Source organism: Robertmurraya sp. FSL R5-0851 (assembly GCF_038002965.1).
Classification (GTDB): domain Bacteria; phylum Bacillota; class Bacilli; order Bacillales; family Cytobacillaceae; genus Robertmurraya_A; species Robertmurraya_A beringensis.
Genome location: NZ_JBBOOE010000001.1, coordinates 4320961 through 4344730, shown reverse-complemented (window position 1 = coordinate 4344730; position 23770 = coordinate 4320961). Strand labels below are relative to the sequence as shown.

Genomic DNA, 23770 nt, shown 5'->3' with positions numbered 1-23770 from the left:
CCCTCCGTCACATCGAAGTGAGGAGATTTATATGAAGAGCATACGTATACCGTACTATTATGTATTTATTGCAATCGTTATTGCAGTTGCTGCTTTTATTTCAGTGGAAATTTATCCATTCCAATCAACGGCTAATTTATTGGTCTTTATTGTTACCATAATGTCTCTCGTAATCTCTTTTATCGCATTTATCATTGCGATGAAAACCTATATATCTATTGATAGTGTAAATGTGATTTCTCAGATGGAGGGAAATGTATTAGAAAACGAGAATTATGTGGCATCTCTAACTAGTCTTTTAAAGGAATACAATATGGAGGATTCCAAACAAGTTGGGGCAAAGATTTTTCGAAGCTTAACTACTCGTTTTTCAAAGGAATCCAAGACTGCCATTGAATTTGCCTCAAATTTACAGTACTTCATTGATTTAATTGTCTTTTTTCCTTCTCTATTTCAGTCATCTGATGAGAATAAAGAAGAAAATGTAAAGAATATGGAGAAGATCCTGCAGCTTATTGATAAAAGGAAAGAGGCTTTGCTTTCGATAAGTACGGGGAATATGATATTAATTGAAGAAACCGTCAAGCTCATTAAATATGTTATCAGTTATCAACAACTCATTCATTCAAAAGAGTATAACGTGACCTCCTCCTTGCTAGAGGTGAGGGGCACGATGCTAAAGAACTCAGTGACTCAAACGGTTTATTATAATTATTTAGGTTTGTTTTATAATAAGAAAGCAATGTATGTCCTTCGCAAACGACTAGGTTATGAGAATGAAGACTTCTTTGAAATAGATATATTAAAGGATATTCACCAGCGAATCCATACATTAGAAGGAGAAGAAATAGAGCTCTACACGATGTATCTAATAGAGTCCAAAAAGGCCTTTCAGAAAGCATTAGAAAGCTGTAAAGAGGATGTCATGTGGGAAGGATTTATTAAGTATAATGATGCAAGGTCCACTTTCTTTCTTCAGCTTATTCAAATGGACTATAAAGGAACTGACTGGTTACCTTTGATGAATGAAGCCATTATTGCAAGGAGCCGTCTCAATATATTAATAGGTGATATCCTAGACCAAGATAGAAAGAGTCATCTTCAAGAATCGTTTATCTACCAAGAGTATTTAGCACGGTTGGTGAAGATCAATCTTCAACTTGCCCAAGGAGAGGATATTACAGATACTACGCAAAGGGTGAAGCATGAAGCCCCATTGTATAAAGGATTAGAAAATGAACGACACATCAAGACTGTCTATACGAAGAACTTTGATAAGATTAGAAACTATCAAATACTAATAGAAGGCTATTTAAATAGAATTAGGTAAGGTTATTGGGACATAGGGACAGGCACTTTGTCCCTTTTCGAATTACTCCTATGTAAAGAGAGGCTATTCATATGTTTTTTTCAAAGAAATGTTACTTCTGCAAAAGGAAAACGAGACAATACACGAAATATCTAGTCTCTACAAAGAAAATCTATTGTTGTTCGTTATGTAAAGAATATGCAGAAAGAAGAGCTTTTAAACGAGTATGATTGATGATTGTGCATAGAAAAGGTCAACCCAAAAACAGGTTGACCTACCGTTATGTAACTCATTAAGAATTCAATCAAACGTTTGATTGAAAATCATTTTATTTTTTCCGCTTTTTAGGATTACTCCCTGGCTTTCTCTTATTTGGATCCAGTATCATCAACATAGATCTGGGATTTTTCCCCATTTCGGTTGTTATGTTTCTGAGCTGCATGGCATTTTGGAGCTTGGTGTTAAAGGCTAAGATCGAGCAATGGATAATGAAAGTGGTACCATTTGTGAATTCTATGTATGTTTTCTTCTTGTAACTTAGGGTACGAACAATATGTACAGGGTTAAACCAAATCGTGTCGTCATTCTTAGCTGATTTGTCAGAGAATAAGCAAATACCTTGTAACGGGTTAATCATTACAGGTGGCATATGGATTTCACCACCAAGAATCCATTTAGCTGAAGACATAGCTCCCTTTAAATCATAGCCTATACATTTAATGCTATTCTCTAGTATATGGAGAGGGGAATCATCTACGAAAAAGGTCTTTTCCAGTTCTTTAACGATAGTACATTGCTTTCCATTACGATCATAAACACCATAGATGTAAAGAGTATTCGAATTAATAATATAGCATTCTAATAATACCAAAATCCTCAGCTCCCTCAGCTTTCAAATAATTTACGGTTAACGTACCCCCCTACCTGTTCTTAACCATACCTCCTTTACATTTAGAATCTTCCCCTTGTATGTGATTATATGAAAAAAGAACTAGAATTAAATACCTGTTGTCAGGATCTCTTACAAGACAAATTTGTGAACCATGGGGACAGGTCCATTGTCCCGCTAGTGAGTAGAGTTTGGGAGCTTTGACTAGGTTAGTGTGTGAGTAGTAATCGAGGCTTTTGTGATAATAATCACCTCCCTACCCACAAGTGGGTAGGGAGGTATTGAAAGTAAATATTTATCATATAAAGGGAGGGGTGAACAATATTTAAGTCATTCAATTAGCTATTCTCTACCCTTTAAAGGATTAAAGTTCTTACTTTTTTCATTAATGATTATGGTTATAACTTTGTAGGTAAAGCATTAAGAAAGAGTTGGGACAAGGAACCTGTCCCTCAGTCTCTTTCTCGCTCCTGATCGCCAGAGCTTAACGGCTGATAGTGAAACGTCCTCGATTGTGGCAATCTCTTTAACTGTAAAGCCATAGATCACGGTGTACATAAGCCATTTTTTCTCTTTTTCTGTTAATCCGTCACAATCAAGTTCTTCCCATTCAAATGGAAGTTTACAGGATAAGTCAGGGATTAAGTCCCAATTTTCATCATCTACGCTTACATTATGTTCATCATACTTGTTTCTCTTGGTCATCTCCGTTTGGAGGTGGCCTTTAATATAGGAATATGCAAAAGAGGAAAAAGCGCCACGTTCTTGATCATACCGTTCAGCTGCTTGCCAAAGTGCAATTAATCCTGTTTGGAAGAACTCTTCTCTGTTTTTATAGATTCCTAGTGTCAAAATAATTTTGTGAATCATAGGCTCATATTGTTTTACGATTTCATTAAACTGTTCCACAAGCCTTCCCTTTCAGGAAGCGCGCTACCATTTGTATTCCCGGGTACACTCACAATAATGGAAGGTAAGACCTTTGTTCCAATCACGGAAAATGGGGTTGGTTAGTAAAAAGAGTGTTGAAATATCAGATTTCGAAGAGGAAATAAAGATAAACGGAATAAATGTGCTCTAAATTTATAAAACTAGGGAAAAAGGGGAACATGGGGACAGGTAATGTGACCCTAGAGGTGTAGCGAGGCGTAGGATACTATAACATGGCTTAACCCCGTGTAATAATATTTCATAAAAATATAGGTACAAGGGACCTTTCCCTATGAAAAAGCCTTGCCTAGTGGTTAAATTATCCTATAATAGTCTTGTAACCATAAATCGTACGATAATGGCAAAACCATTGAAAGATGGTGACGCAAAACTATAGGGGCTAAGATCATTTTAAGTGATTATGCTTGCCAGTTTCCGAATACGGACTCTTACGATTTATAGAAAATCTAAAGGAGAGTTTTATGGGACTAAATAGTCGGATAGTAAAAATAAAAATGAAATGGCACACCGCAAGACTATATTATTATATGTGTTTAGTAGACTGCTGTTTGGATGCAGGCATACAGGGGGAAATAGAGGGAAAGATTATGTATCATAGAGAGAAATTAAACGATTCGATTAGGATCTAGCGAGAAAACCAGAGGACAGGAACTGTGTCCCATTACTTTGGATTAGACCAATTGACCAAGAACGAATCAATTGCTTTTCATAGAAATGCCATTTTAGCTAAAGGAAGCGAAGTTTCCAAAGGGGTATTAGTTTCATAGTAGAGCTGGACAAAAAAATTCAATCAAACATTTGATTGAATTTTTACTTTTTATTCAACGGTTCATTCATCGAAAGTGAACCAGTTTCATAAGGCTATGGGTTTTCGTACATCACCATAGCCAAAGGCTTAATAAGTTACTCTCTCCTAAACCACGGTAAATAATAATATTCCATATAGAACTTGCGATTAATAGAAGGCCAGTTACATCAAGAAGATTCTTTGACTTAGTTAAAATATTGGGAAGTTTGTCATGGTAATATTTTTGTTTAAGTCTATTAAGGTTTTTATCTTCATCAAAATTTTCATCACCATTTGCCATTGCTCTATTATAGTCCCTACTCATTTGAAACATGATCTTTGGAAAAGCCTTTAAAAAAGTAATTAACATTATTACATACATCATAGAAATAATCGCTGATAATATTAATTGAATTATTATAATAATGATAGATTCCTGAGAGTGAATGTAGTTTACGAGCCCCAATTCTAAAGAAATAAAGGGTAGTGTCAATAATGTAACGCCTCCCTTAATGACATAGGAAAAAATAGTAAATAAAAGTTCTAGCATGTTAATTCTCCTTCTTTTAATTCATGTACAATAAATCACCCTTCTTATATTACCAACAATTAACTATTTTCTCCATATTAATCTAGGTAAAATATACCTAATAAATTAAAAGTTTATTTTCCATATCTATTACAAAGTGGCTGGAAAAACCCTTTATGTGGCCATTTTCAGAATACGGACTCTACGAATTATATTTATTCCCCTGAAGATTAGTCTTTCTAGTATTGAATCTTAGTTAATGCATGGTAAAATAATCCTATAACTTTAAGACTATACGATAATGGCAAACCTATTGAAAGGTAGGGACGCAAAACTACGGGCCTAAAGCACAAGCTATGGTAGCCGAGTCACCGAAGTAGATGGAGATAGCATTCTGGGGATCCACCTATTTAGGTGGATCTTTTAATTTTTTAGGAGGGTGAATGATGGGATTTTTAAGAGATTTAGGTAAGTTTTCAGGAAAAGCAGCTGGTTTCGTTGTTGGAGGAGCCGTTAATGTAGTTGGTGATGTGACGGGAAGTAAGTTTATTAAGGAAGTTGGAGATGGAGTAAAGAAGGCGTCTGAATTTGCAGGAGACACTTTAGGGCAAGTCGCTGATGGAGCGTGGAATACTACTACTGGAATGATTCAAAAGGATGATCGAAAAGTAGAACAAGGTTTAAATGATATAGGTAACTCTGTGTCACGTACAGCAAAGGGAGTATATGAGACAGCAAAGGGAACGTACCACAATGGCAAAGATGTCTATGAAGGCTTCAAATATAATGACGATGAAAAAATTAAAAGTGGTGTGAAGAATATAGCAAAAACTGTTGCTGTTGGAGCACTAGCTGTAGGAGTCGTAGATTTGGTGGATGGTGTAGATGTTGGTGATCCAACTGGTAACCAGCAAAACCTCGCTGATGATAGTGTGGATACAAATAGTGTAGCCAGTCATACCGGGGGAATGCAAGCGGCTTCTGGTGTAGAAACATCGGAAGACCTAGGAGTTCATCACGTGAATCCTCATGAGGTAAGTGGATATACACGTACGGATGGTACATACGTGGAAGGATACTACAGGGATGGAGATGGCAATCCAAATACACAATTAACGGAGCAACAAGGTGGCGGATACCTAAGAACAAACGCTGATGGAAATGTTCAGAACAATTTAAATTCATGATATTGGGAAATGGGGACAGGTAAACTGTCCCTTTATTTGCTACGTAGGAATAGGCAAAGTTGAAACATAGCTGTTAAATTGGGACAAAGAACCTGTCCCCTTGAAATATAGAAATAATAGATTACCTGCAGGATTATAGAATCACGAGTGGAATATTTAAGTGTAAGTATTTCGCCCCCTAAGTAACTCCCTTATACGTATCTCCTACCATAAAATTCATTTAGTATCATTAATCAAAATTCCTACACCCAAAACAAAAACTCATTAAAAACAAAACTGTATGCCGAGGTGAGTATTATTTGCCAAGGAAAGCTAGGAAGAAAAGCAGAAATGGGGTATATCATATTATCCTTAGAGGAATTAACAAACAAATTATTTTTGAGGAGGATGATGATAAGAGAAGATTTCTGGAGACGCTAGGCAGATTTAAGAAGCAATGTAATATTAAGCTGTATGGTTATTGTTTAATGGATAATCATGTGCATCTGTTAGTGAAGGAAGTAGAAGTGACCATTTCAGAGTTTATAAAAAGAATTTGTTCAAGCTATGTATATTGGTACAACATGAAATATGATCGGTGTGGTCATTTGTTTCAAGATCGTTTCAAGAGTGAAGTGGTTGAAACTAGGGCTTACTTTTTTACAGTTCTCAGATATATTCACCAAAATCCTTTAAAAGCAGGTCTTGCAGGCAATGTGTTTGATAGTAAATGGACAAGTATAGGTGAGTATTTGTATCAATCGACCATCGTAGATACAAAATTTGTACTGAGTCTCTTTTCGGAAGATAGAGAACAAGCGGTCCAGTTAATCACTAGTTACATGAATGAAACAAATGATGACATTTGCATGGAAGAATTAATGAGAGTAAGATTGTCAGACCACGACGTAATCGAGTATTTACGAACATTAGGAATTACTAACAATAGCACGATGCAACAAATGAGTAAGGGCGAAAGAGATACTGTTTTAACTATGTTAATGAAATTAAATGGAGTATCAATTAGGCAAATTTCTAGAATCACGGGATTTTCTAAAAGTGTGGTTCAGCGTGCGAGTGACCGGGGCTAGGGGAGCTGGCTTAGGGGACAGGTACCATGTCCCACAAAAAGCAGAAGGGTAAACAAGCCATAATGTTACGAGGGAATCAAAAAGAGGGACGGATCTAAGTCCCTTTCTCTTCTAATGGGACAACTGACCTGTCCCTATGTCTCACCATCTTCCTTGCAACCATATAAATGACTACAAAAATAAAGCAACCAGCCGCATCAACCAGTACATCAAGCATCCGCCCGCTTCTTCCTAATAAGAAGTATTGGTAAACTTCATCCAGGATTCCGACACATATCGTTAAGATGGTAGCAAAGAACCCATTTACTAGTAGGTTTTTCCACTTTCCTACTCTAAAGAGGGAAATAGCTATTAATCCATAGAAGAAAAAGTGTCCGGTTTTTCTAATAGCTAAGTAAGGGAAATCTTCTTTGATGGAGTATTTATGATAGAAAGAGCCACTTGTTTCTAGTAGAAACAAAGGAGATACTTGTTTTTTGTATATCTGATTAATGGAATCCAATTCACTCCTACCTAACTCCCCAAGTGTATTTCCAATAATGATGATAATACCAATACATATAGCAACATATATTTGTTTCATGGTAACCTCCTCATACTTAGTTCTAGCGTTGACAAGGAAGTTTATGACTATTCAAGGGGACAGGTTCCATGTCCCACAATTTAAAAAGGGACAGCTGACCTGTCCCCCATGAAGGAGAGAATAATGAGTGAGTCGTCCGCTAGTTTCCGTTATTATACCAACTTATAATCGTAAGTATGCTTTAGGTGAGCTGTTAGAATCGTTGGCAAGGCAAAGCGTGCAGGAGTTTGAAGTGATTGTTATTAACGATCATGGAGAGCCTGTTGATCAGCTAAGAGATAGTTTTTCCGAGTTAGAGTTGAAATTCATTAACTTAAAGGTTAATCAAGGTCATGTTCATGCGCGGAATGAAGGGATGACACATGCAAAGGGTGAGTTCATTATGCTTTGTGATGATGACGACCTTGTTACCCCCAACCATATTGAGAAGATGCTTGAGGAGATTAAGGATGCTGATTTAGTTTATTCAGATGTTGAGATGGTTGAATACAAGTGGGAGGGAATCCAAAGGGTACCGATAAAGAGAATGTTATTTGCTTATGAACTAGATAAAGAGTTTATGAGGAAATTTTCTACATTCGTTTCGTCAGGATGCTTATACCGGAGATCGATATATAATAAAATTGGACTGTTTGATGTTGAGATGAAAAACTATTGGGATTGGGACTTTATTTTAACAGTGCTTGAAAGCTTTAAGGTTAAGCGGGTAGCTATTGCCAGTGTACTGTATGCCTTCTCTTCAAGTGGAGACAACCAATCAGCAAATTTATCGGAAATACGTAATCATTATTTAAAGAGATTGTGTGACAAGCATCGTTTAGGAAATCTCCCACAGAAAAACTTTTTTACTCTCTTAGAGGAGCCAGAGGTAATGGCTAAAAGAGCGGAGAGTCAGAGTGTTTGGGATGGAGAAAAGATAGGACATCGATTACCGTAAGCTAGTGAACATGACGGACAATTGACCTGTCCCTAAAATAAGAAGAAAAATGTCGATTATTTCTTATGGGAATTCGACATTTTTTTTGTGTTGTTCTTTATGAGAAACGTTATAATAACGAATAATGAACAAGCAGATCGATAAGGAGTTGTTCTACATGAAAATAAAATCCATCATTTGTTTTTTTCGTAGATATCATAAGTATAATTATTTCACCGGTGAATGTATCAGATGTGGCAAGGTAAGTAAATCCATAAAGCAATAGAGGGACATAGGGACAGGCATCATGTACTATTCCGGGAGGGATTGGGATTGACTCTTCTCTTTAAATATTTGCACGCCATGGGGGCAAGGAACCTGTCCCCACGTCCCGTAAATTATTTACTTTTTTTAGGATGTGTGATAAAAATTGTGTATAGGAAAATGTTACTATATCTACTACATACGACAGCTAGAAGAACCGGGTGAGAGAAGATGTTAGTGAATATTATTTTATCTTTTGCACTGTTGTTGGTGGTTTTTAATATCCACTTAGGAATTATTGTATCAAAGCGCTTTCAATCTAGTTTCTTTGGGTTGATTAATTGGGGCATGGCCTTTATATTATTGGTCAGTGTTATTCAAAAAATGTGTGAGATTAATTTTGTTTAAGTTTACCAGTCCATGAGGCTGGTTTTTTTCTTTCTTTTTCATTCATAAGGAAAATAAGGATGGGAAAAGGTTACGTATGTTTCCTTTTTTATAAGCATAAGGATTAGTAACAGACTTCTTTTTGGAGGTTTCTTATGTACAGGAGAAAAAGAGGTGGATTGCTTTGAACTGACCTAGCCAAATGAGACATATATAAAACACCTATCCATATTAAATTTAACACTTTTTCATTAATTTGATATTGGTTCTTTACTGGAAATAGTTCAGGCACTTTGTCACTTTACTTGGAGCCTCTGCGGGCATAGATTCTTTAGCCAGGAAGCCAGATATTTCAAAGAGAATCTGGCTTAGCCATAATAGGCTATCATGCCCGCATCTCCAAATAAAGTGCACGTCTTTTCTACATGCAAAGTGGATAACCCCGAATCCTTTAAGCTGCCTTTAATCCAAATTCTATTGGAGTTAAGTAGCCTAATTTTGCTTGAATCCTACCCTCGTTGTAATGATGAATGTACCCATCTATTCTAGAAATAACTTCTAAATTAGATAGGGTATTAAACTTACAATATTGGAATTCCTCTGTCTTTAAATTTGAATGAAATGATTCAATCACCGCATTGTCCCAACAGTTCCCTCGTCTGGACATACTACCTACTAAATGATGTTCCTTCAAATAATTTTGAAAAGTATACGAAGTATACACACTACCCTGATCGGAGTGTATAATAACTCCTTCTGGCTGATTGCGTTTATCCAAAGCATCCTGCAGTGTATCAATTACTAATGTCGTTTGTTGATGATTATAAATCTTATAAGCTACAATTTCATTATTATACAAATCCATAATCGTAGACAGATATAATGTTTCGCTGCCATACTGGATATACGTAATGTCCGTTACCCACTTCTCATTTGGTTTACTTGCACTAAAATCACGATTAAGAATATTAGGTACAATGACTTCACTTTCTCCCTGCGATTTCCACTTGCGTTTTGGTTTCACCTTACACTGCAAATGATGCTTCTGTATAATGTTTTGAACTGTGTTCCTATTAAGATGAATATGATGTTCTCGCTTTAGAATAGCTCTAATTTTCCTATGACCATTTCTATATTTAGTAGCCTTACAGATTTCAATAATTAAATCTTCATGTTCATTCCGATATTCACCAAACCCTTTAGTCCAACGATAATAGCTAGCACGTGGAATCCCTAAAACTTTTAAAATGGAAGTAACGGTATATTTTTCACGAAATTGTTCAACCAATTGTACTACTAGCCCTTTATCGACTCCTTTCTCATCGCCATATACTCTTTTAGAATTTCATTCTCCATTTTTAGGTGAGTTAGTTGATTACTTATTCGCTCGTCCTTACTTAAAGAATCGGGCCCATGCCCAAATGTATATTGTTTACCAATTGGCTGATCAAACCGATACATTTCTCCATTCTTGTACCATCTCATCCAAGTTTCAATTTGAGTTTTATTTTTGATTTTGTATTTGTTCATAATTTCCCGTGTTGTTAATTTTCCTTCAAGCTTATCTCTTACTACCGCCCATTTAATCTCTTTTGTATATACAGTTTTTTTGCCCACGCAAAAACACCTCCGAATAATGTCACAATACTTATCTCAAGTATTGCCATTTTGGAGGTGTTTTATATTGTCTCACTATTTTAGGTTAGTCCACTTCCCTTCCTATTCTTGCTTCTTTTTTTGGTAGGGGGGTATCTTCTAATGCGTTATGGACTTTTTTCCCCATCAAGACAGGCAATCCAAGTGGTGGAGGAATTTTATGAATATGAACAGACTGGGGACTATTCGAATTCGTGGGAACTTCTACATTCCTCCATGAAGGAGAGGTTTCCAAAGGGAGGATACATACAGGATCGGGTTCATGTATTTATGGGACATTTCGGTGCAGATACCTTTGAGTTTGAAATAGGTGAAAAAAGAAAGTTATCGAACTGGAAAATGACAAAGGAAAGTAAGAGCCTACACTCAGTGTTTGAGGTTAAAGTGACGCAGTTTTATAAGGGTAAGTATGGAACCTTTGAGTTTGTTCAATATGTTTATGTAACGGAGGAAAAAGGAAATTGGGTCATTCTCTGGGACTTTAAAACCTAACTGTATATAAAATAAAGAAAAGCAGTCTGTCGTCAAGATAGGCTGCTTCTTCTATATAAGGTTTATAGTTGACTAGTTAGGATTGTGACAACAGCACTTAATAACATGGTACCTAGGATAATTGATGCATAAAGAATCGCTTTGTTTCTCTTCCTCTTTACCATCACTTCTTCAGGTGTTAAAAATTTTGACATGTCTATTCTCCTTTAATGTTGATAGTAGCTGGCTGGCTTTATCAAAAGATAGAGGCCCCTATAGCTTTGCGTATATCACTTTTCAGTGATCTTGCCTTTTTTATCTAGTACTATTATCGGATAAGATGGTCAAAATGTTAATAGGAAATTGGTTTTATGTGTCAAAAAGTGTCGAATATTTTTGGTGTTCGTTATTGGGCTCCTTGAAGTAATAACGTAAGATAAATAAAGAGAAGGTGAATTCTTAAAAACCTGCTTTTATATAAAAAGGAGATGGACTCATGAGAATTGTTAAGAAAGCAATCATACCTGCTGCTGGTTTGGGTACGAGGTTTTTGCCAGCGACCAAAGCTCAGCCGAAAGAAATGCTCCCAATTGTAGATAAACCAACCCTTCAATATATTATTGAAGAAGCTGTACAATCAGGTATTGAAGAGATCTTAATTATTACCGGAAGAAATAAGAAATCAATTGAGGACCATTTCGATAAATCGGTGGAGCTTGAGTTAGAACTAGAAGCTAAAGGAAAGGTTGAGCTTTTAAACGAAGTAAGGAAGATATCAGAAATGGTAAATATCCATTATATTCGTCAAAAGGAGCCAAGAGGGTTAGGGCATGCTATCTATTGTGCAAAAAGCTTTATTGGTAATGAACCTTTTGCCGTTCTACTAGGTGATGATATTGTTTATAGTGAAAAACCTTGTTTAAAACAAATGATTGAAGCTTATGAAGAATACAAAACATCTATTCTTGGAGTTCAAGAGGTTCGCCAGGCTGATGTGAATAAGTATGGTATCATTGACGGAATACATATAGAGGATCGAATTTATAAGGTAAAAGGACTTGTTGAAAAACCAACAATAGAGGACGCACCCTCAAATGTTGCCATTCTTGGGAGGTATATTATTAGTGCAGGTATCTTTGAAGTTTTAAAAGAAACAAAACCGGGTAAGGGTGGAGAAATACAACTAACAGACGCACTGAGAGAATTAGCACAAAAAGAGGCTGTATATGCCTACCATTTTGAAGGAAGACGCTATGATGTAGGAGATAAGCTTGGATTTTTACAGGCTACAGTTGAATATGCACTTAGAAGAGAAGATCTAAGACAAGATTTTCATGATTATCTAACAACTATTATGGATCATCGTAAAGATTAGAATAATAAAGAAGCAGTCCCTTTTAGAGGACTGCTTCTATGTATAGGAATAAACTTTAATTTTCAAATAAGATCGTTCGGCTATATTGTTTGCCAAGTAATAAATCGTATGCAATCAAGCGATAATCTTCAAGTAACTCCTGTTCTTCTGCAGAAAGCTCAGTCACAAATTCTCGTTCGCTATTAATCTTCACCGTACTTTTTATCCCAGAGAAATGGGTTCTTAACTGATCAAGGATTTGATAAAATGATGGCTTTTCTAATCCGCCTAATTCGTATACGATCGGCCCAAGATAAAACGGACTAACTGTATTTAATTGTTTGTCCTCTGTATCAAAATTCGAATAAATTAATAGAGGTGTTTCGTAATACTTTAATTCGTTCATATTTTGATCGGGATCATCAAAGTTAGCTTCCTTATAAATTCCTAAATTTGCTCCAAGAACAGGCAAGTGATCTCCCCAGAACACAATCATCGTTGGCTCATCTATTTCTTCTAGCTGATTAATCAATAGCTGCAAGGCTTCACCGGACCTTCGAATTCCTTCTGTATAAACCTCCAGCATAGCATTGGACTCATCTTTTAGCCCTGAAACCTTAATTTTATTTTCCTCATACGCTCCCGGGTTGTAGGGCATATGGTTCTGCATCGTAACGGCATGAATAAATAATGGGCTGTTTTCATTCTTTAAGTTATCTATTATTTCATAGGTTAAGGATTCATCGGATATGACCCCACCAGGCGTTGTTCCTTTGTTCTTCATGGTTTCTTGATCCAAAAATGTATCAATTCCGAACGTCTCGTATACTCTATTTCTTTTATAAAATACCCGATTGTAAGGGTGTATGGCTAAGGATTTGTATCCTTTTTGCTCCAAATCACTAACAATGGTAGGGACAAAACTTTTATTATCAACAAATTCTTGAAATGGAACGGATCCTATTTTAAGAAATGAAGTGGTAATTCCAGTCAAAGCTTCGAATTCCACATTCGCTGTGGCTCCGCCGAATACAGGGGAAAGGACTTGTCCAGAAGTATTCTCCCCCATAAGTTTGCGTAAGTTAGCTAAAGGATCACCAGAGAACGAAACATTTTCTAGCTTGGTCGGATCCCAGAATGCCTCGCTCATTATAAAAACAATATTAGGGCGACTAGACTCGTCATTACTTGTCTCCTCATTGTTGGATTTCTTATATTTATTGGCGATTTTTATAACATTTTCTTTAGTGTAGTTTTCAGGCTTTTCAAAGCTAGCATTATAAAGATTGGAAATAAAACCAAAGATAAACCCATTTTCCTCATAATTAGACAACTGACTCCATTGAACAACCGCTATGCCAGATACATCTGTTAGCTTCTTCATAAATGTTTTTGGGAAAAATGTATAAGCATATACCATATAGATTGAAAAAAGTAGAATAGCAACTCTACTCCAACGGTTGATTTTCATTTTTGGCAACATAAAAATAATAAAACTGATAATAAGTACAAGTAAAAGCACAACTAGAATAGAGCGTATGGAAAGAAACTCTGCTACCATCGGTACGACATCCTTCATATGTGTTACTTGTAAAAAGTCCATTGGATAGAGAGGCTCTGTACGTAGGTTCAATTTATTAAAATGAATGAATCCAATTAATACAAACAAGACACTACCTAATAATGAACTGATAAAAATATTACCCATGACCGCAAAGAGGAATAGAAACACAAATTGTAAGTAAAGGATTCCAGCTAAGAAAACATAAAAATTGTTAGAGATCCATTCTGTTGTTGAGACAGGATCCTTAAGCCATTGGAAATATTGAAAAAAGTAATTGACTATAACTGATGTGAACAAAGTTAAAAAGATAATGGAAAGGTACTTTCCGATAACCAAAGACCAAAGGAAGCGTGTTTTGAGGAAATTGTAAACCTTCATTTGAAGTTTATATGTACAAATAAAAATCAAAAACAAAATAACAAAATAAGTGGCCATCTTTTTATTATCGTTGTGCAACCATGCAATGAAGTTGGTAATATCATAATTATTTCTTCCCAATTTGATGAAGAAAAGAGCCAACAAGGAAAAGAAGCCGTTCACGGTAAGTATCGATAGTATATGTTGGATTTGTTGTTTCTTCATTAGATCCTCCGTTTAAGCAATTTGGGCACAAAACATTCCATTTGTTTTATTTTAAGCATTTATTGAGAATAAATAAAGTTTTGTTACAGGAATGTTAATTTACATCCGAAAAATGCAAGTGATAATTTCCGACAATTAATGACAATTATGAGAGGCTTTGAGTGGAATATGTAAGTATTTGAATGAAGGACTATTTTATCTTTGTAGCAAATAAATATAGTAAATAGAAGATAATGAGGTGGTCCAATGGATTGGATAATTAGACACGGTACATTTATGTTTATAGTATCCATAGCTTCATGCATTTGGATTATGAAAGCGTTATCTGGAACTTCTTTTGATTTGCTCCTTTCCTGTGGGCTATCGTACTTAGTGTGGACAATTCAATGTTTGTATTATGTTATTTCAAATATTCTTAATCTGGATTAATAAAAGGGCTATCTCTAACAGTTAAATATAAACTGATGAGATAGCCCTGTTTTTACATAGGTCCTGTTTTTCCAATCATTCCATGAATGGATCCTTTGATCATGCTAGTAAGTTTTCGTAACCGGTCTTTTTCGAATAATAACACAATAATCGTTTCTTTTAGGGTAGCCTTTATATCCTCTTTAATCCACTCTTTTTCTCCCTTAGAATACTTTCTATATGTTAGAATTCGATTTCGTGTAATATAGTAGCGGCGTATATAGTTATGATTGGTTGCCATTACTCTTGATCCTAAGAGGTTATGTCTTTTCGTATTTCCTAGATTATGGACCATCGATACATTTTGAACCATAATGATTTTATACCCATTTTTCCTTGCACGTAAGCAAAATTCAATATCTAAGAAGTCAATAAAGTACTCTTCAATGAATAGACCAATATCTTTAAATACGCTCTTTTTAATGAGACTTCCTGAAGTGATAACTGTTTTTGGCTCAGTGATGGCAGAGGCTTGAGGGCTCTCTGTGGTTTCTTCATGAAGCAGGTTTTCATCTACCCAGTTGGGAGCCAATATTGCAACCTTATGTTGTTCAGGCAACGAATCATATGCTAATAGCATGGTAGTGAAAAAGTTCTCACTAATTTTGCTGTCTTGATCAAAAGTTGCAATCCAATCTATCTTTTCGTACTGCTTATCTTCTAAATAACAAAGGATTCCCTGATTTAAAGCTGTTCCTAATCCTTTGTTCATTCCATTATATACAACTTTCACAGATGGAATAGCTTCTACTTCTCTTAAATATTCTAAAGAAGCAGTGCCTGATCCATTGTCAATAATGATCAGCTTGGAAGCTGACTTTACGATAGATTTTACGTTATTTACAAGGTCTTCTTCTGGATTATACGTGACCATGATGGCCGCCACATGTTCCTCAACCATTAGCATGTTCCTTTCTGTTTTTTCTAGGTGCCCAAACATGAACGCCTTTTCTCCATAAAAAGACAATCATGAGTAGTGTCGCAAAGGTTTCTGTTAGGATCGCAATCCATGCTGTTCCGTATTCTCTAAATGGTGGAATCAGAAGGATCATTAACACAACACTAAACAAACTAGCAACAATATATATTCGTGATAATTCCTTTTTATAATCAAAATTAATCATCGTTAGTATACCAAAGATATTTGCCCAACCTAATACAAGAGGCATAGGAGCGAGAATCTGAAGTAAGGGAATGGTTTCTATATATTCCTCACCTAATCCAATGATTACTAATGGCTCTGCAAAGATTCCTACAATCAGTGATAATAATCCCATTCCGAAAGTAATGATTATGAACATTTTATTCAAGATCCATAAAGCTCTCTCTCTCGACTCTTGTAATGCCTTACTCAAATAAGGATATATGGTTTGAACTAGTGGAGAAATTACACTAGATACAGCCTTTACTACTTTCTCGGCACTTGAGTAGTATCCAACTATTGTGTTTGATGCAAAGAAACCTAAAATAAATATATTGCTGGTTGTGTATAAACTAGTAACAACATTTGAAACAAATATATGCCAACCCTCTTTTAATTGATTCTTTATATCTGGGATAGAAGGTCTGATAAAGCGAATATGATAGCGTGTCAGTATAATGTATATGGCAATGAATCCAATGGCAATAGATCCAAGAGTATTTAAAATAGGTACTAATAAATATTCAGAAGGGTCCTTTACGAAAATAAAAATTCCTACTGTGAAGATCCCTTTTGAGATGACATTTAATATAGAAATGGTCTTCATCTGTTCAATTCCTTGAAAGAACCAGATAGGAAAAAGGACATTTCCGATAACCATACCAAAGGTAATAAAATAAATCATGCTATCACCTTGGAACTTAGGAACCAAAAGGACTAATATGATCAGAAGGATGAAGCTAACCATTAGCAAGAGTGTCCGTATAAGCATGACAGTAGAGAAAATAGTAGACAATCGCTGTTTATTATCTCGAGCTAAGGAGATATCTCTGGTAGCCACTAAGTTGAATCCATAATCTGTAAAAAGAATAAAGTACTGAATAAATGCTTGCGCAAAGCTAATTAATCCGAACTTACTTGGGCCTACGGTTTGCAATAAATAGGGCAGGGTGACTAAAGGAAGTATGAAATTTAAACCTTGAACACTAGCTAAGGATAAGAAGTTGGTTACTAATCTTTTTTTGGTGGACATTAGTTGAAATAAATCTCCTTTAATTGCTTGATTAATCAATCTTTATATTTAAACACTTGATTATTTTATCATTTCTTTATTCTACATAACAGTCAAATAGAGGAAGGAGGTTCATTTGTGCAACAAAAAGGCAACAGTCCAAGACTATTGCCGAAAAAAGTACTATAAAAATGACACCATGCATTCACAATTACCTTCAAGAGAAAACGCCCCTAAATTGGAAGGTAATAAGAAATGGTCCCCCTTTGTAAAATTAAACTGGTCACCGTTAGAAACCGTAAGTGTTCCTGCCCCTTCCATCACACTTACCAGCTGAAAAGGCTTATTTTGTTGTTGCTCAGCTCTACCAGATAGATGCCATTTTTGAACAGTAAAATAACGGTCTCTGACAAAGGTTGTCACAGTTAGGTCATCTGTTCGAGAAACTTCTGTTTCTACTTTAGCTGGTTGATGAGGAATGGTCGATACTTCTATTGATTTAGTGATATGTAATTCTCTTTTGTTCCCATTGTCGTCCATACGATCATAATCATAAACGCGGTACGTTGTATCCGAATTCTGTTGGGTTTCTAGGATAACAATCCCTTTTCCGATTGCATGAATCGTACCACTAGGTACAAAAAAGAAATCTCCCGGTTTTACCGGTACCTTTCGAAGTAACTCCTCCCATTTTCCTTCCTCAATCATTTGAATAAAGTCTTCTTTTGATTGAGCATTATGACCAAGAATAATCTCTGCCCCCGGTTTACAATCTATAATATACCAGCATTCAGTTTTACCTAATTCCCCATTTTCATGAGCATAGGCATATTCATCATTAGGGTGAACCTGAACAGAAAGATCATCGTTAGCATCCAAAATCTTTGTTAGGAGGGGGAAACGATCTCCTTCAATACCACCAAACAACTCACGGTTGGAGCTCCACAAATCACCGAGTGTTTTCCCTTTGTATTCTCCGTTTTTAACAATACTTTGCCCATTTTCGTGAGCGGCGAATGCCCAACACTCTCCTGTCTTTGAAGAAGGAACATCATATCCGAATGATGTTAGTTGTTCTCCACCCCAGATTCTCTCTTGAAAAATAGGTTTAAAAAAAATTGGTTCTCTCATATGTAAAAAGCCTCCAAAAATTAAGTACTCCTATTGTACTATAACTATTTATAAGTGCAAATTACTAGAAGTTTGAATTCGCCTATAAAGGGGAATATAAACTATATTCATTTTATGTATAAAGGACACTGTGTAAGGGATAAATAGCAAGTGAACATTTCATAATCAAACATATATACGGAGAGATGATAATGGACTGGGTTATTCGGAATGGTACATTAAATATCTTAGTAACAATGGTTTCCCTTATATGGTGTGAAATTATACAGCAGGTTAATCTGGTATCTATTGTAGTAGCTTGTGGAGTCGGTTACTTCATATGGTCAATTCAATGTATTCTATATTTATTGGTTGGAATCGCAAAAGTTAATTAGGAAAGTAAGGATGGAGAATGAATATATGAAGCTCGTATCAGCAGAGATACGAGCTTTTTGAATTTTTTATGAATATTATGGGAATTTTAAGTAATATTCTTGATAATCTTCACAGTTATTGAGAAAAATTGGTGATTAATAAGGATATTTTTTGTATAATACATAGGTCAAAAATAACAGAACGGAGTAACTAAATGAATTGGAAACATACATACAAAAAATGGTTTAATTACGAAGGTTTAAATGTAGAGCTTAAAGACCAGCTGATGAAGCTCTCAAATTCACAAAAGGTGTTAGAAGACAGTTTTTATAAGCATTTAGAATTTGGTACGGGCGGAATGAGAGGGGAGATTGGCCCTGGGACAAATCGTATGAACATTTATACCATTAGAAGAGCTGCAGAAGGATTGGCAAAGTTTATCGAAACACAAGGAGAATTAGCAAAACAAAGAGGGATCGTTATTGCTTATGATTCTCGCCATAAATCTCCAGAGTTTGCATTAGAAGTTGCAAAAACTGCAGGGAAATATGGAATAAAAGTTTACTTGTTTGAGGATCTACGGCCTACTCCAGTGTTATCATTTGCAGTAAGATATCTAAATGCAGTCTCTGGTGTTGTTATTACAGCTAGCCATAATCCTCCTGAATATAACGGCTTTAAGGTTTATGGAGAGGATGGCGGACAAATTCCGCCTGAGAGTGCTGATAAGATTATCGGTTATGTTAATGAAGTAGAGGATGAGCTACTTGTAGAAGTAACTGAAGAAAAGGACATGCTAACAGAAGGTCAATTAACGTACATTGGAAAGCAAATTGATCATGCATATACGGCTGCTTTGGAAAAGATTCAACAAAACAAGCAACTTGTACAAAGTGTATCAAATGATCTTAAGATTGTATTTTCACCTCTTCATGGTACGGCAAACATAGCAGTTAGAGAAGGTCTAAAGGCGTTTGGTTTCGAGAATGTGACTGTGGTAAGTGAGCAAGAGCTTCCAGACCCAAACTTTTCAACGGTTGAATCCCCGAACCCTGAAGAACATGCAGCATTTGAATTGGCTATAAAATATGGACAAAAAGTGGATGCGGATATTTTATTAGCTACGGACCCGGATGCAGATCGACTAGGTGTAGCTGTTAAAAATCAAGAGGGTGAGTATGTAGTTCTTACTGGTAACCAGATGGGAGCATTAATGCTTGAGTACTTGCTTTCTCAGAAGAAGGAACAGGGAAAATTACCTGTTAATGGGGTTGTCGTAAAAACGATTGTAACCTCTGAGATTGGAAGAGATATTGCTAAAGCTTATAACATAGAAACATTAGATACTTTAACAGGGTTTAAATTTATTGGTGAGAAAATTTATGAGTTTGAGCAAACAGGCTCACATGAGTTTCTCTTCGGTTATGAAGAAAGTTATGGATACCTAATTGGTGATTTTGTTAGAGATAAGGATGCAGTACAATCGGCTGTCTTCGCGGCAGAAGTCGCAGCATTTTATAAAGCACAAGGTAAAACTCTTTACGAAGGATTATTAGAAATTTTTACGAAGTATGGCTATTACCAAGAAGCATTGAGCTCTATTACTCTGAAGGGAATTGAGGGTGCTGAGAAGATTTCATATATAATGGAGAAGTTTCGAACAGAACCGTTGCTAGAGGTAGGAGGCATCGATGTGGCGGTAATTGAAGATTACAAAGCTGGGACTAAAACAACTGTCCAAACAAACAGTAAAAGTAAAATAGAATTACCAAACTCAAATGTATTGAAATATCATCTTTCCGATGGATCTTGGTACTGTTTAAGACCATCAGGAACGGAGCCAAAGGCAAAGTTCTATTTTGGAGTAAAGGCTGATAGCTTGGAGTTAAGCGATAAAAAGCTACAAACCATCCAAAATGTTATAATGGGCAAAGTGAATGAAATTATAGCCGAGTAAAACATGAGGAAGGATGCTATTGTATCCCTTCCTTTTACTCTTTATAAGTAAGAGAGCTTTTTAACTGATTCAAAAGTAATACCTTTATTATTATTAATAAGTGTATTTTTACATCTTGATTGGAAATAATTTTACAAATAAAAACATAGGTTACATCTAGGCAATTTAATTTAAGATGTTATAATTAACAACGTTGTAACAATTATTTCTTTTTTTCATCATGATTCTTCAAAAACTCGACAAAATGTGACAAAGTTTTAAAAGAGACTATGTTACTATTTTTTATGTAAAAAAACTGTTAATCATTGGATATATTTGATTTTATCTTTTCTAGGAGGAATGTTTCATTGAAAAAAGTAAAAAAAGCGATTATTCCAGCAGCTGGATTGGGAACTAGATTCCTGCCAGCAACTAAAGCAATGCCAAAAGAAATGTTACCTATCGTAGATAAACCTACGATTCAATATATTATTGAAGAAGCTGTTCAATCAGGAATTGAAGATATTATTATTGTAACAGGAAAAGGCAAGCGCGCAATTGAGGACCATTTTGATAATGCTTTTGAACTAGAACACAATCTAGCTGAAAAAGGAAAGTTTGAGCTTTTAGAGAAAGTCCAAGCACCTTCTAAACTAGCAAACATTCATTATATTAGACAGCAAGATCCTAAAGGTTTGGGTCACGCAGTATGGTGTGCTAGAAGCTTTATAGGTGATGAGCCATTTGCGGTTCTACTTGGAGATGATATTGTTGAAGGGAAAGATACACCATCTCTGAAGCAATTAATCAATCAGTATGATCAAACAGGATCTTCAGTAATCGGCATACAAACAGTTAAAGATGAGGATACACATCGTTATGGAATTATTGATCCAGCCGAACAGAGTGGGCGCATGTATAAAGTAGGTGCATTTGTTGAGAAACCACAACCTGGAACAGCACCTTCTAATTTAGCAATCATGGGGAGATATGTGTTAACACCTGAAATATTTGACCTGCTTGGCGAGCAACAGGTTGGTGCTGGTGGTGAGATTCAATTAACAGATGCGATACAAAAATTGAATGCAATTCAAGATGTATATGCATATGATTTTGAAGGAACACGTTATGATGTGGGTGAAAAGTTAGGGTTTATTAAAACAACGGTCGACTTTGCTTTAAAGCATGAAGACCTTAGAGAAGAGGTATTGGAATACCTTAAAGAAGTATTTGAGCGTACTTTGGTGAAAGGGTGAGCAATTAAATGCAGGATACTAGAGTAAGTGTACAGGAAATTAACTATATTCCTAAAAAACAACAGGTTTATAATTCTAGTAACCGAGAAATAGCACTATTTAATATGTATCTCTTTATTAAGAGATGTATTGATATATTAGGTGCATCTATCGGACTACTAATAGCAAGTCCTTTCTTTATAATAATTTCACTGATGTATTTATTTGGAGAAAATAAAGGGCCTGTAATTTTTAGACAAACTAGAATCGGAGAAGGTGGAAATGAATTTAAAATTTTTAAATTCCGTTCTATGGTTGTTAATGCAGAAGAAAAATTAAAGGCAAATGAAATATTATTTAAAAAGTATGTAGAAAATAGTTATAAGCTTGAACCGGAAGAAGATCCTCGTATTACAAAAACGGGTAGATTCTTAAGAAAAACAAGTTTAGATGAACTTCCACAACTTATCAATGTCCTAAAAGGGGAAATGAGTTTAGTGGGTCCTAGACCTGTAGTAGTCGAGGAACTAGACGAATATGGTAACAAGGTAAGCGATTTTCTATCCGTAAAACCTGGTGTAACAGGTTACTGGCAGGTTAGCGGAAGAAGTGAGGTACTCTACCCTGAACGAGTGGGTGTAGAACTATACTATGTTTATAATCAATCTTTATTGTTAGATATAAAGATTTTATTCAAAACTATACAAGTCGTGTTATTAAAAAAAGGTGCGTTTTAGGAGGACAGGATGTCTTCAAAGAAAAAATTGTTAGAGAACTTCTTTTCATTACTCTTTCTACAGGGATTTAACTTTTTGTTGCCATTGCTTACATTGCCTTATTTAGTACGAGTGTTAGGTCCAGCAAATTATGGTGTCATTGCTTTTGCCCTAGCATTCGTACAATTTTTTGTTATCATTACTGATTATGGTTTTAATTTAACCGCAACTAGACAGATCTCAATTAATAGGGATAATCATTCTAAGTTAGAAGAAATTTATAATTCAGTTTTGAATTCAAAATTACTTATTATGGTTATCTCATTTGTAGGTTATTTCCTTATAGTTACTCTTGTTCCACGCTTCTCTAAGGATGTGGAACTATTTTTATGGGCTTATGGAATGGTGGTAGGAAATGTCCTCTTCCCTGTGTGGTTTTTTCAGGGGATGGAGAAAATGAAATTTATTAGTATACTTAACGTCATCTCAAAGCTAGTTTTTGCAAGCGGAATATTTATTTTTGTTCAAGGTAAATCAGATTTAATTTTGGTTCCAATACTACAATCTATAGGGTTTATAGTTGCTGGAGTTATTGCACTATTTGTTATTCGATTGAAATTTGGAGTGAAATACCGTTTAAGTTCCATAGAAAGTATTCGTTACCAACTCAAAGATGGTTTAGATGTATTCCTTTCAACAGTTGCAATTAGCTTATATACCATAAGTAACACTTTTATTTTAGGCTTGTTTACAAATAATACTATTGTTGGATACTATGCGAGTGCAGAGAAATTAATAAATGCTGCTACAGGCCTAATCACACCAGTTTCTCAAACAGTATATCCCCATTTAAATAAACTGGTAATTGAATCAAAAGAAAGAGCACTTCAATTTCTTAAGAAGATGCTTTATGGAATATCGCTGGTGACTGGCCTAGTTTCAATAATTATTTTCTTCTTTTCAAATCATATTGTTGATATAGTACTAGGTCCAAATTATGGCGAATCTGTTGTTATCCTAAAGATACTAGCCTTTTTACCACTAATTATTGGTCTTAGCAATGTATTTGGTGTACAAACTCTGCTAACTTTTGGATTTAAGAAAGTATTTTCTCGAATCTTAATTATTGCGAGTACTCTTAGTGTAGTTTTAGCATTAATTCTTGTCCCGAATTTTGAAGTCATAGGTACTGCAATTGGTTTTGTGGTTACCGAATTGTTTGTTACGATTTGTATGGGATGTTATTTATATAATAAAAAAATTAATCTTTGGAGGTAA

Annotated in this window: 21 protein-coding genes and 3 riboswitches; of the genes, 11 read left to right on the top strand and 10 right to left on the bottom strand. The window is 35.4% G+C overall.

The window, feature by feature from the left end; genetic code table 11:
* Window positions 1-31 precede the first annotated feature (31 nt).
* Window positions 32-1330 carry a hypothetical protein gene (locus tag MKX65_RS22210; protein ID WP_340905666.1) on the top strand — a complete coding sequence of 433 codons (1299 nt, stop codon included), beginning with the start codon at window positions 32-34 and terminating at the stop codon, window positions 1328-1330.
* 307 nt (window positions 1331-1637) lie between these two features.
* Here MKX65_RS22210 and MKX65_RS22205 read toward each other — a convergent pair whose 3' ends face one another.
* The 3 genes from MKX65_RS22205 to MKX65_RS22195 form a co-directional block, all read right to left on the bottom strand.
* Window positions 1638-2180 carry a competence protein ComK gene (locus MKX65_RS22205; RefSeq protein ID WP_340905665.1) on the bottom strand — a complete coding sequence of 181 codons (543 nt, stop codon included), beginning with the start codon at window positions 2178-2180 and terminating at the stop codon, window positions 1638-1640.
* 438 nt (window positions 2181-2618) lie between these two features.
* A complete protein-coding gene (locus MKX65_RS22200; protein WP_340905664.1) occupies window positions 2619-3107 on the bottom strand; it encodes a sigma-70 family RNA polymerase sigma factor in 489 nt (162 codons plus the stop codon).
* A 371-nt stretch (window positions 3108-3478) separates the two neighbouring features.
* Window positions 3479-3568, top strand: a riboswitch (cyclic di-GMP riboswitch).
* A 459-nt stretch (window positions 3569-4027) separates the two neighbouring features.
* Complete coding sequence (locus MKX65_RS22195) at window positions 4028-4486, bottom strand: hypothetical protein (protein WP_340905662.1); 459 nt, start codon at window positions 4484-4486, stop codon at window positions 4028-4030.
* 272 nt (window positions 4487-4758) lie between these two features.
* A riboswitch (cyclic di-GMP riboswitch) is annotated at window positions 4759-4841 on the top strand.
* A gap of 70 nt (window positions 4842-4911) precedes the next feature.
* Between MKX65_RS22195 and MKX65_RS22190 the strand changes: the two genes are divergently transcribed.
* Both MKX65_RS22190 and MKX65_RS22185 read left to right on the top strand, forming a co-directional pair.
* Complete coding sequence (locus tag MKX65_RS22190) at window positions 4912-5652, top strand: hypothetical protein (protein ID WP_340905661.1); 741 nt, start codon at window positions 4912-4914, stop codon at window positions 5650-5652.
* Window positions 5653-5951: 299 nt separating this feature from the next.
* A complete protein-coding gene (locus MKX65_RS22185; protein WP_340905660.1) occupies window positions 5952-6722 on the top strand; it encodes a transposase in 771 nt (256 codons plus the stop codon).
* 94 nt (window positions 6723-6816) lie between these two features.
* Here MKX65_RS22185 and MKX65_RS22180 read toward each other — a convergent pair whose 3' ends face one another.
* On the bottom strand, window positions 6817-7305 hold the full coding sequence (locus MKX65_RS22180; protein ID WP_340905659.1) for a VanZ family protein: 489 nt from the start codon (window positions 7303-7305) through the stop codon (window positions 6817-6819).
* A 127-nt stretch (window positions 7306-7432) separates the two neighbouring features.
* Here MKX65_RS22180 and MKX65_RS22175 point away from each other — a divergent pair, with 127 nt between their 5' ends.
* Window positions 7433-8242, top strand: a complete 810-nt coding sequence (locus tag MKX65_RS22175; RefSeq protein ID WP_340905658.1) for a glycosyltransferase family 2 protein — start codon at window positions 7433-7435, stop codon at window positions 8240-8242.
* Window positions 8243-9323: 1081 nt separating this feature from the next.
* Here MKX65_RS22175 and MKX65_RS22170 read toward each other — a convergent pair.
* Window positions 9324-10489 (bottom strand): IS3 family transposase gene (locus MKX65_RS22170; protein WP_340905655.1). Its coding sequence is split into 2 segments (ribosomal slippage): window positions 9324-10174 and window positions 10174-10489, totalling 1167 coding nucleotides; the frame shifts between segments, so codons are not numbered across the junction.
* Between the two features lie 141 nt (window positions 10490-10630).
* Here MKX65_RS22170 and MKX65_RS22165 point away from each other — a divergent pair.
* Window positions 10631-11020: a hypothetical protein gene (locus MKX65_RS22165; protein WP_340905654.1), complete on the top strand. Its 390-nt coding sequence runs from the start codon at window positions 10631-10633 to the stop codon at window positions 11018-11020.
* Window positions 11021-11082: 62 nt separating this feature from the next.
* On the opposite strand, the gene MKX65_RS22160 is transcribed toward MKX65_RS22165, so the two are convergent.
* Window positions 11083-11214 carry a hypothetical protein gene (locus tag MKX65_RS22160; RefSeq protein ID WP_340905653.1) on the bottom strand — a complete coding sequence of 44 codons (132 nt, stop codon included), beginning with the start codon at window positions 11212-11214 and terminating at the stop codon, window positions 11083-11085.
* A 20-nt stretch (window positions 11215-11234) separates the two neighbouring features.
* A riboswitch (cyclic di-GMP riboswitch) is annotated at window positions 11235-11320 on the bottom strand.
* 175 nt (window positions 11321-11495) lie between these two features.
* Here MKX65_RS22160 and galU (MKX65_RS22155) point away from each other — a divergent pair.
* Window positions 11496-12374 carry a UTP--glucose-1-phosphate uridylyltransferase GalU gene (gene galU, locus MKX65_RS22155; RefSeq protein WP_340905651.1) on the top strand — a complete coding sequence of 293 codons (879 nt, stop codon included), beginning with the start codon at window positions 11496-11498 and terminating at the stop codon, window positions 12372-12374.
* Between the two features lie 55 nt (window positions 12375-12429).
* Here the strand turns inward: galU (MKX65_RS22155) and MKX65_RS22150 are convergent, their stop codons facing one another.
* The 4 genes from MKX65_RS22150 to manA all read right to left on the bottom strand — a co-directional run bounded on the left by MKX65_RS22150 (window position 12430) and on the right by manA (window position 18251).
* On the bottom strand, window positions 12430-14499 hold the full coding sequence (locus tag MKX65_RS22150; RefSeq protein WP_340905649.1) for a sulfatase-like hydrolase/transferase: 2070 nt from the start codon (window positions 14497-14499) through the stop codon (window positions 12430-12432).
* Between the two features lie 481 nt (window positions 14500-14980).
* The gene (locus MKX65_RS22145) at window positions 14981-15907 is read right to left on the bottom strand and encodes a glycosyltransferase family 2 protein (protein ID WP_340905646.1); all 927 of its coding nucleotides are present in this window, start codon (window positions 15905-15907) and stop codon (window positions 14981-14983) included.
* On the bottom strand, window positions 15861-17141 hold the full coding sequence (locus MKX65_RS22140) for a flippase (protein ID WP_340905644.1): 1281 nt from the start codon (window positions 17139-17141) through the stop codon (window positions 15861-15863). The genes MKX65_RS22145 and MKX65_RS22140 overlap by 47 nt, the downstream gene beginning before the upstream one ends.
* Before the next feature lie 162 nt (window positions 17142-17303).
* The gene (gene manA / locus MKX65_RS22135) at window positions 17304-18251 is read right to left on the bottom strand and encodes a mannose-6-phosphate isomerase, class I (protein ID WP_340905642.1); all 948 of its coding nucleotides are present in this window, start codon (window positions 18249-18251) and stop codon (window positions 17304-17306) included.
* Between the two features lie 191 nt (window positions 18252-18442).
* Here manA and MKX65_RS22130 point away from each other — a divergent pair, with 191 nt between their 5' ends.
* The 5 genes from MKX65_RS22130 (at window position 18443) to MKX65_RS22110 (ending at window position 23770) form a co-directional block, all read left to right on the top strand.
* Window positions 18443-18625 carry a hypothetical protein gene (locus MKX65_RS22130; RefSeq protein WP_340905640.1) on the top strand — a complete coding sequence of 61 codons (183 nt, stop codon included), beginning with the start codon at window positions 18443-18445 and terminating at the stop codon, window positions 18623-18625.
* 194 nt (window positions 18626-18819) lie between these two features.
* Window positions 18820-20562 carry a phospho-sugar mutase gene (locus MKX65_RS22125; RefSeq protein WP_340905638.1) on the top strand — a complete coding sequence of 581 codons (1743 nt, stop codon included), beginning with the start codon at window positions 18820-18822 and terminating at the stop codon, window positions 20560-20562.
* A 347-nt stretch (window positions 20563-20909) separates the two neighbouring features.
* The gene (galU, locus tag MKX65_RS22120) at window positions 20910-21797 is read left to right on the top strand and encodes a UTP--glucose-1-phosphate uridylyltransferase GalU (RefSeq protein WP_340905636.1); all 888 of its coding nucleotides are present in this window, start codon (window positions 20910-20912) and stop codon (window positions 21795-21797) included.
* Between the two features lie 104 nt (window positions 21798-21901).
* Window positions 21902-22513, top strand: coding sequence for a sugar transferase (locus tag MKX65_RS22115; RefSeq protein ID WP_340906364.1), 612 nt, complete (start codon window positions 21902-21904; stop codon window positions 22511-22513).
* Window positions 22514-22522: 9 nt separating this feature from the next.
* Window positions 22523-23770, top strand: coding sequence for a flippase (locus tag MKX65_RS22110; protein ID WP_340905635.1), 1248 nt, complete (start codon window positions 22523-22525; stop codon window positions 23768-23770).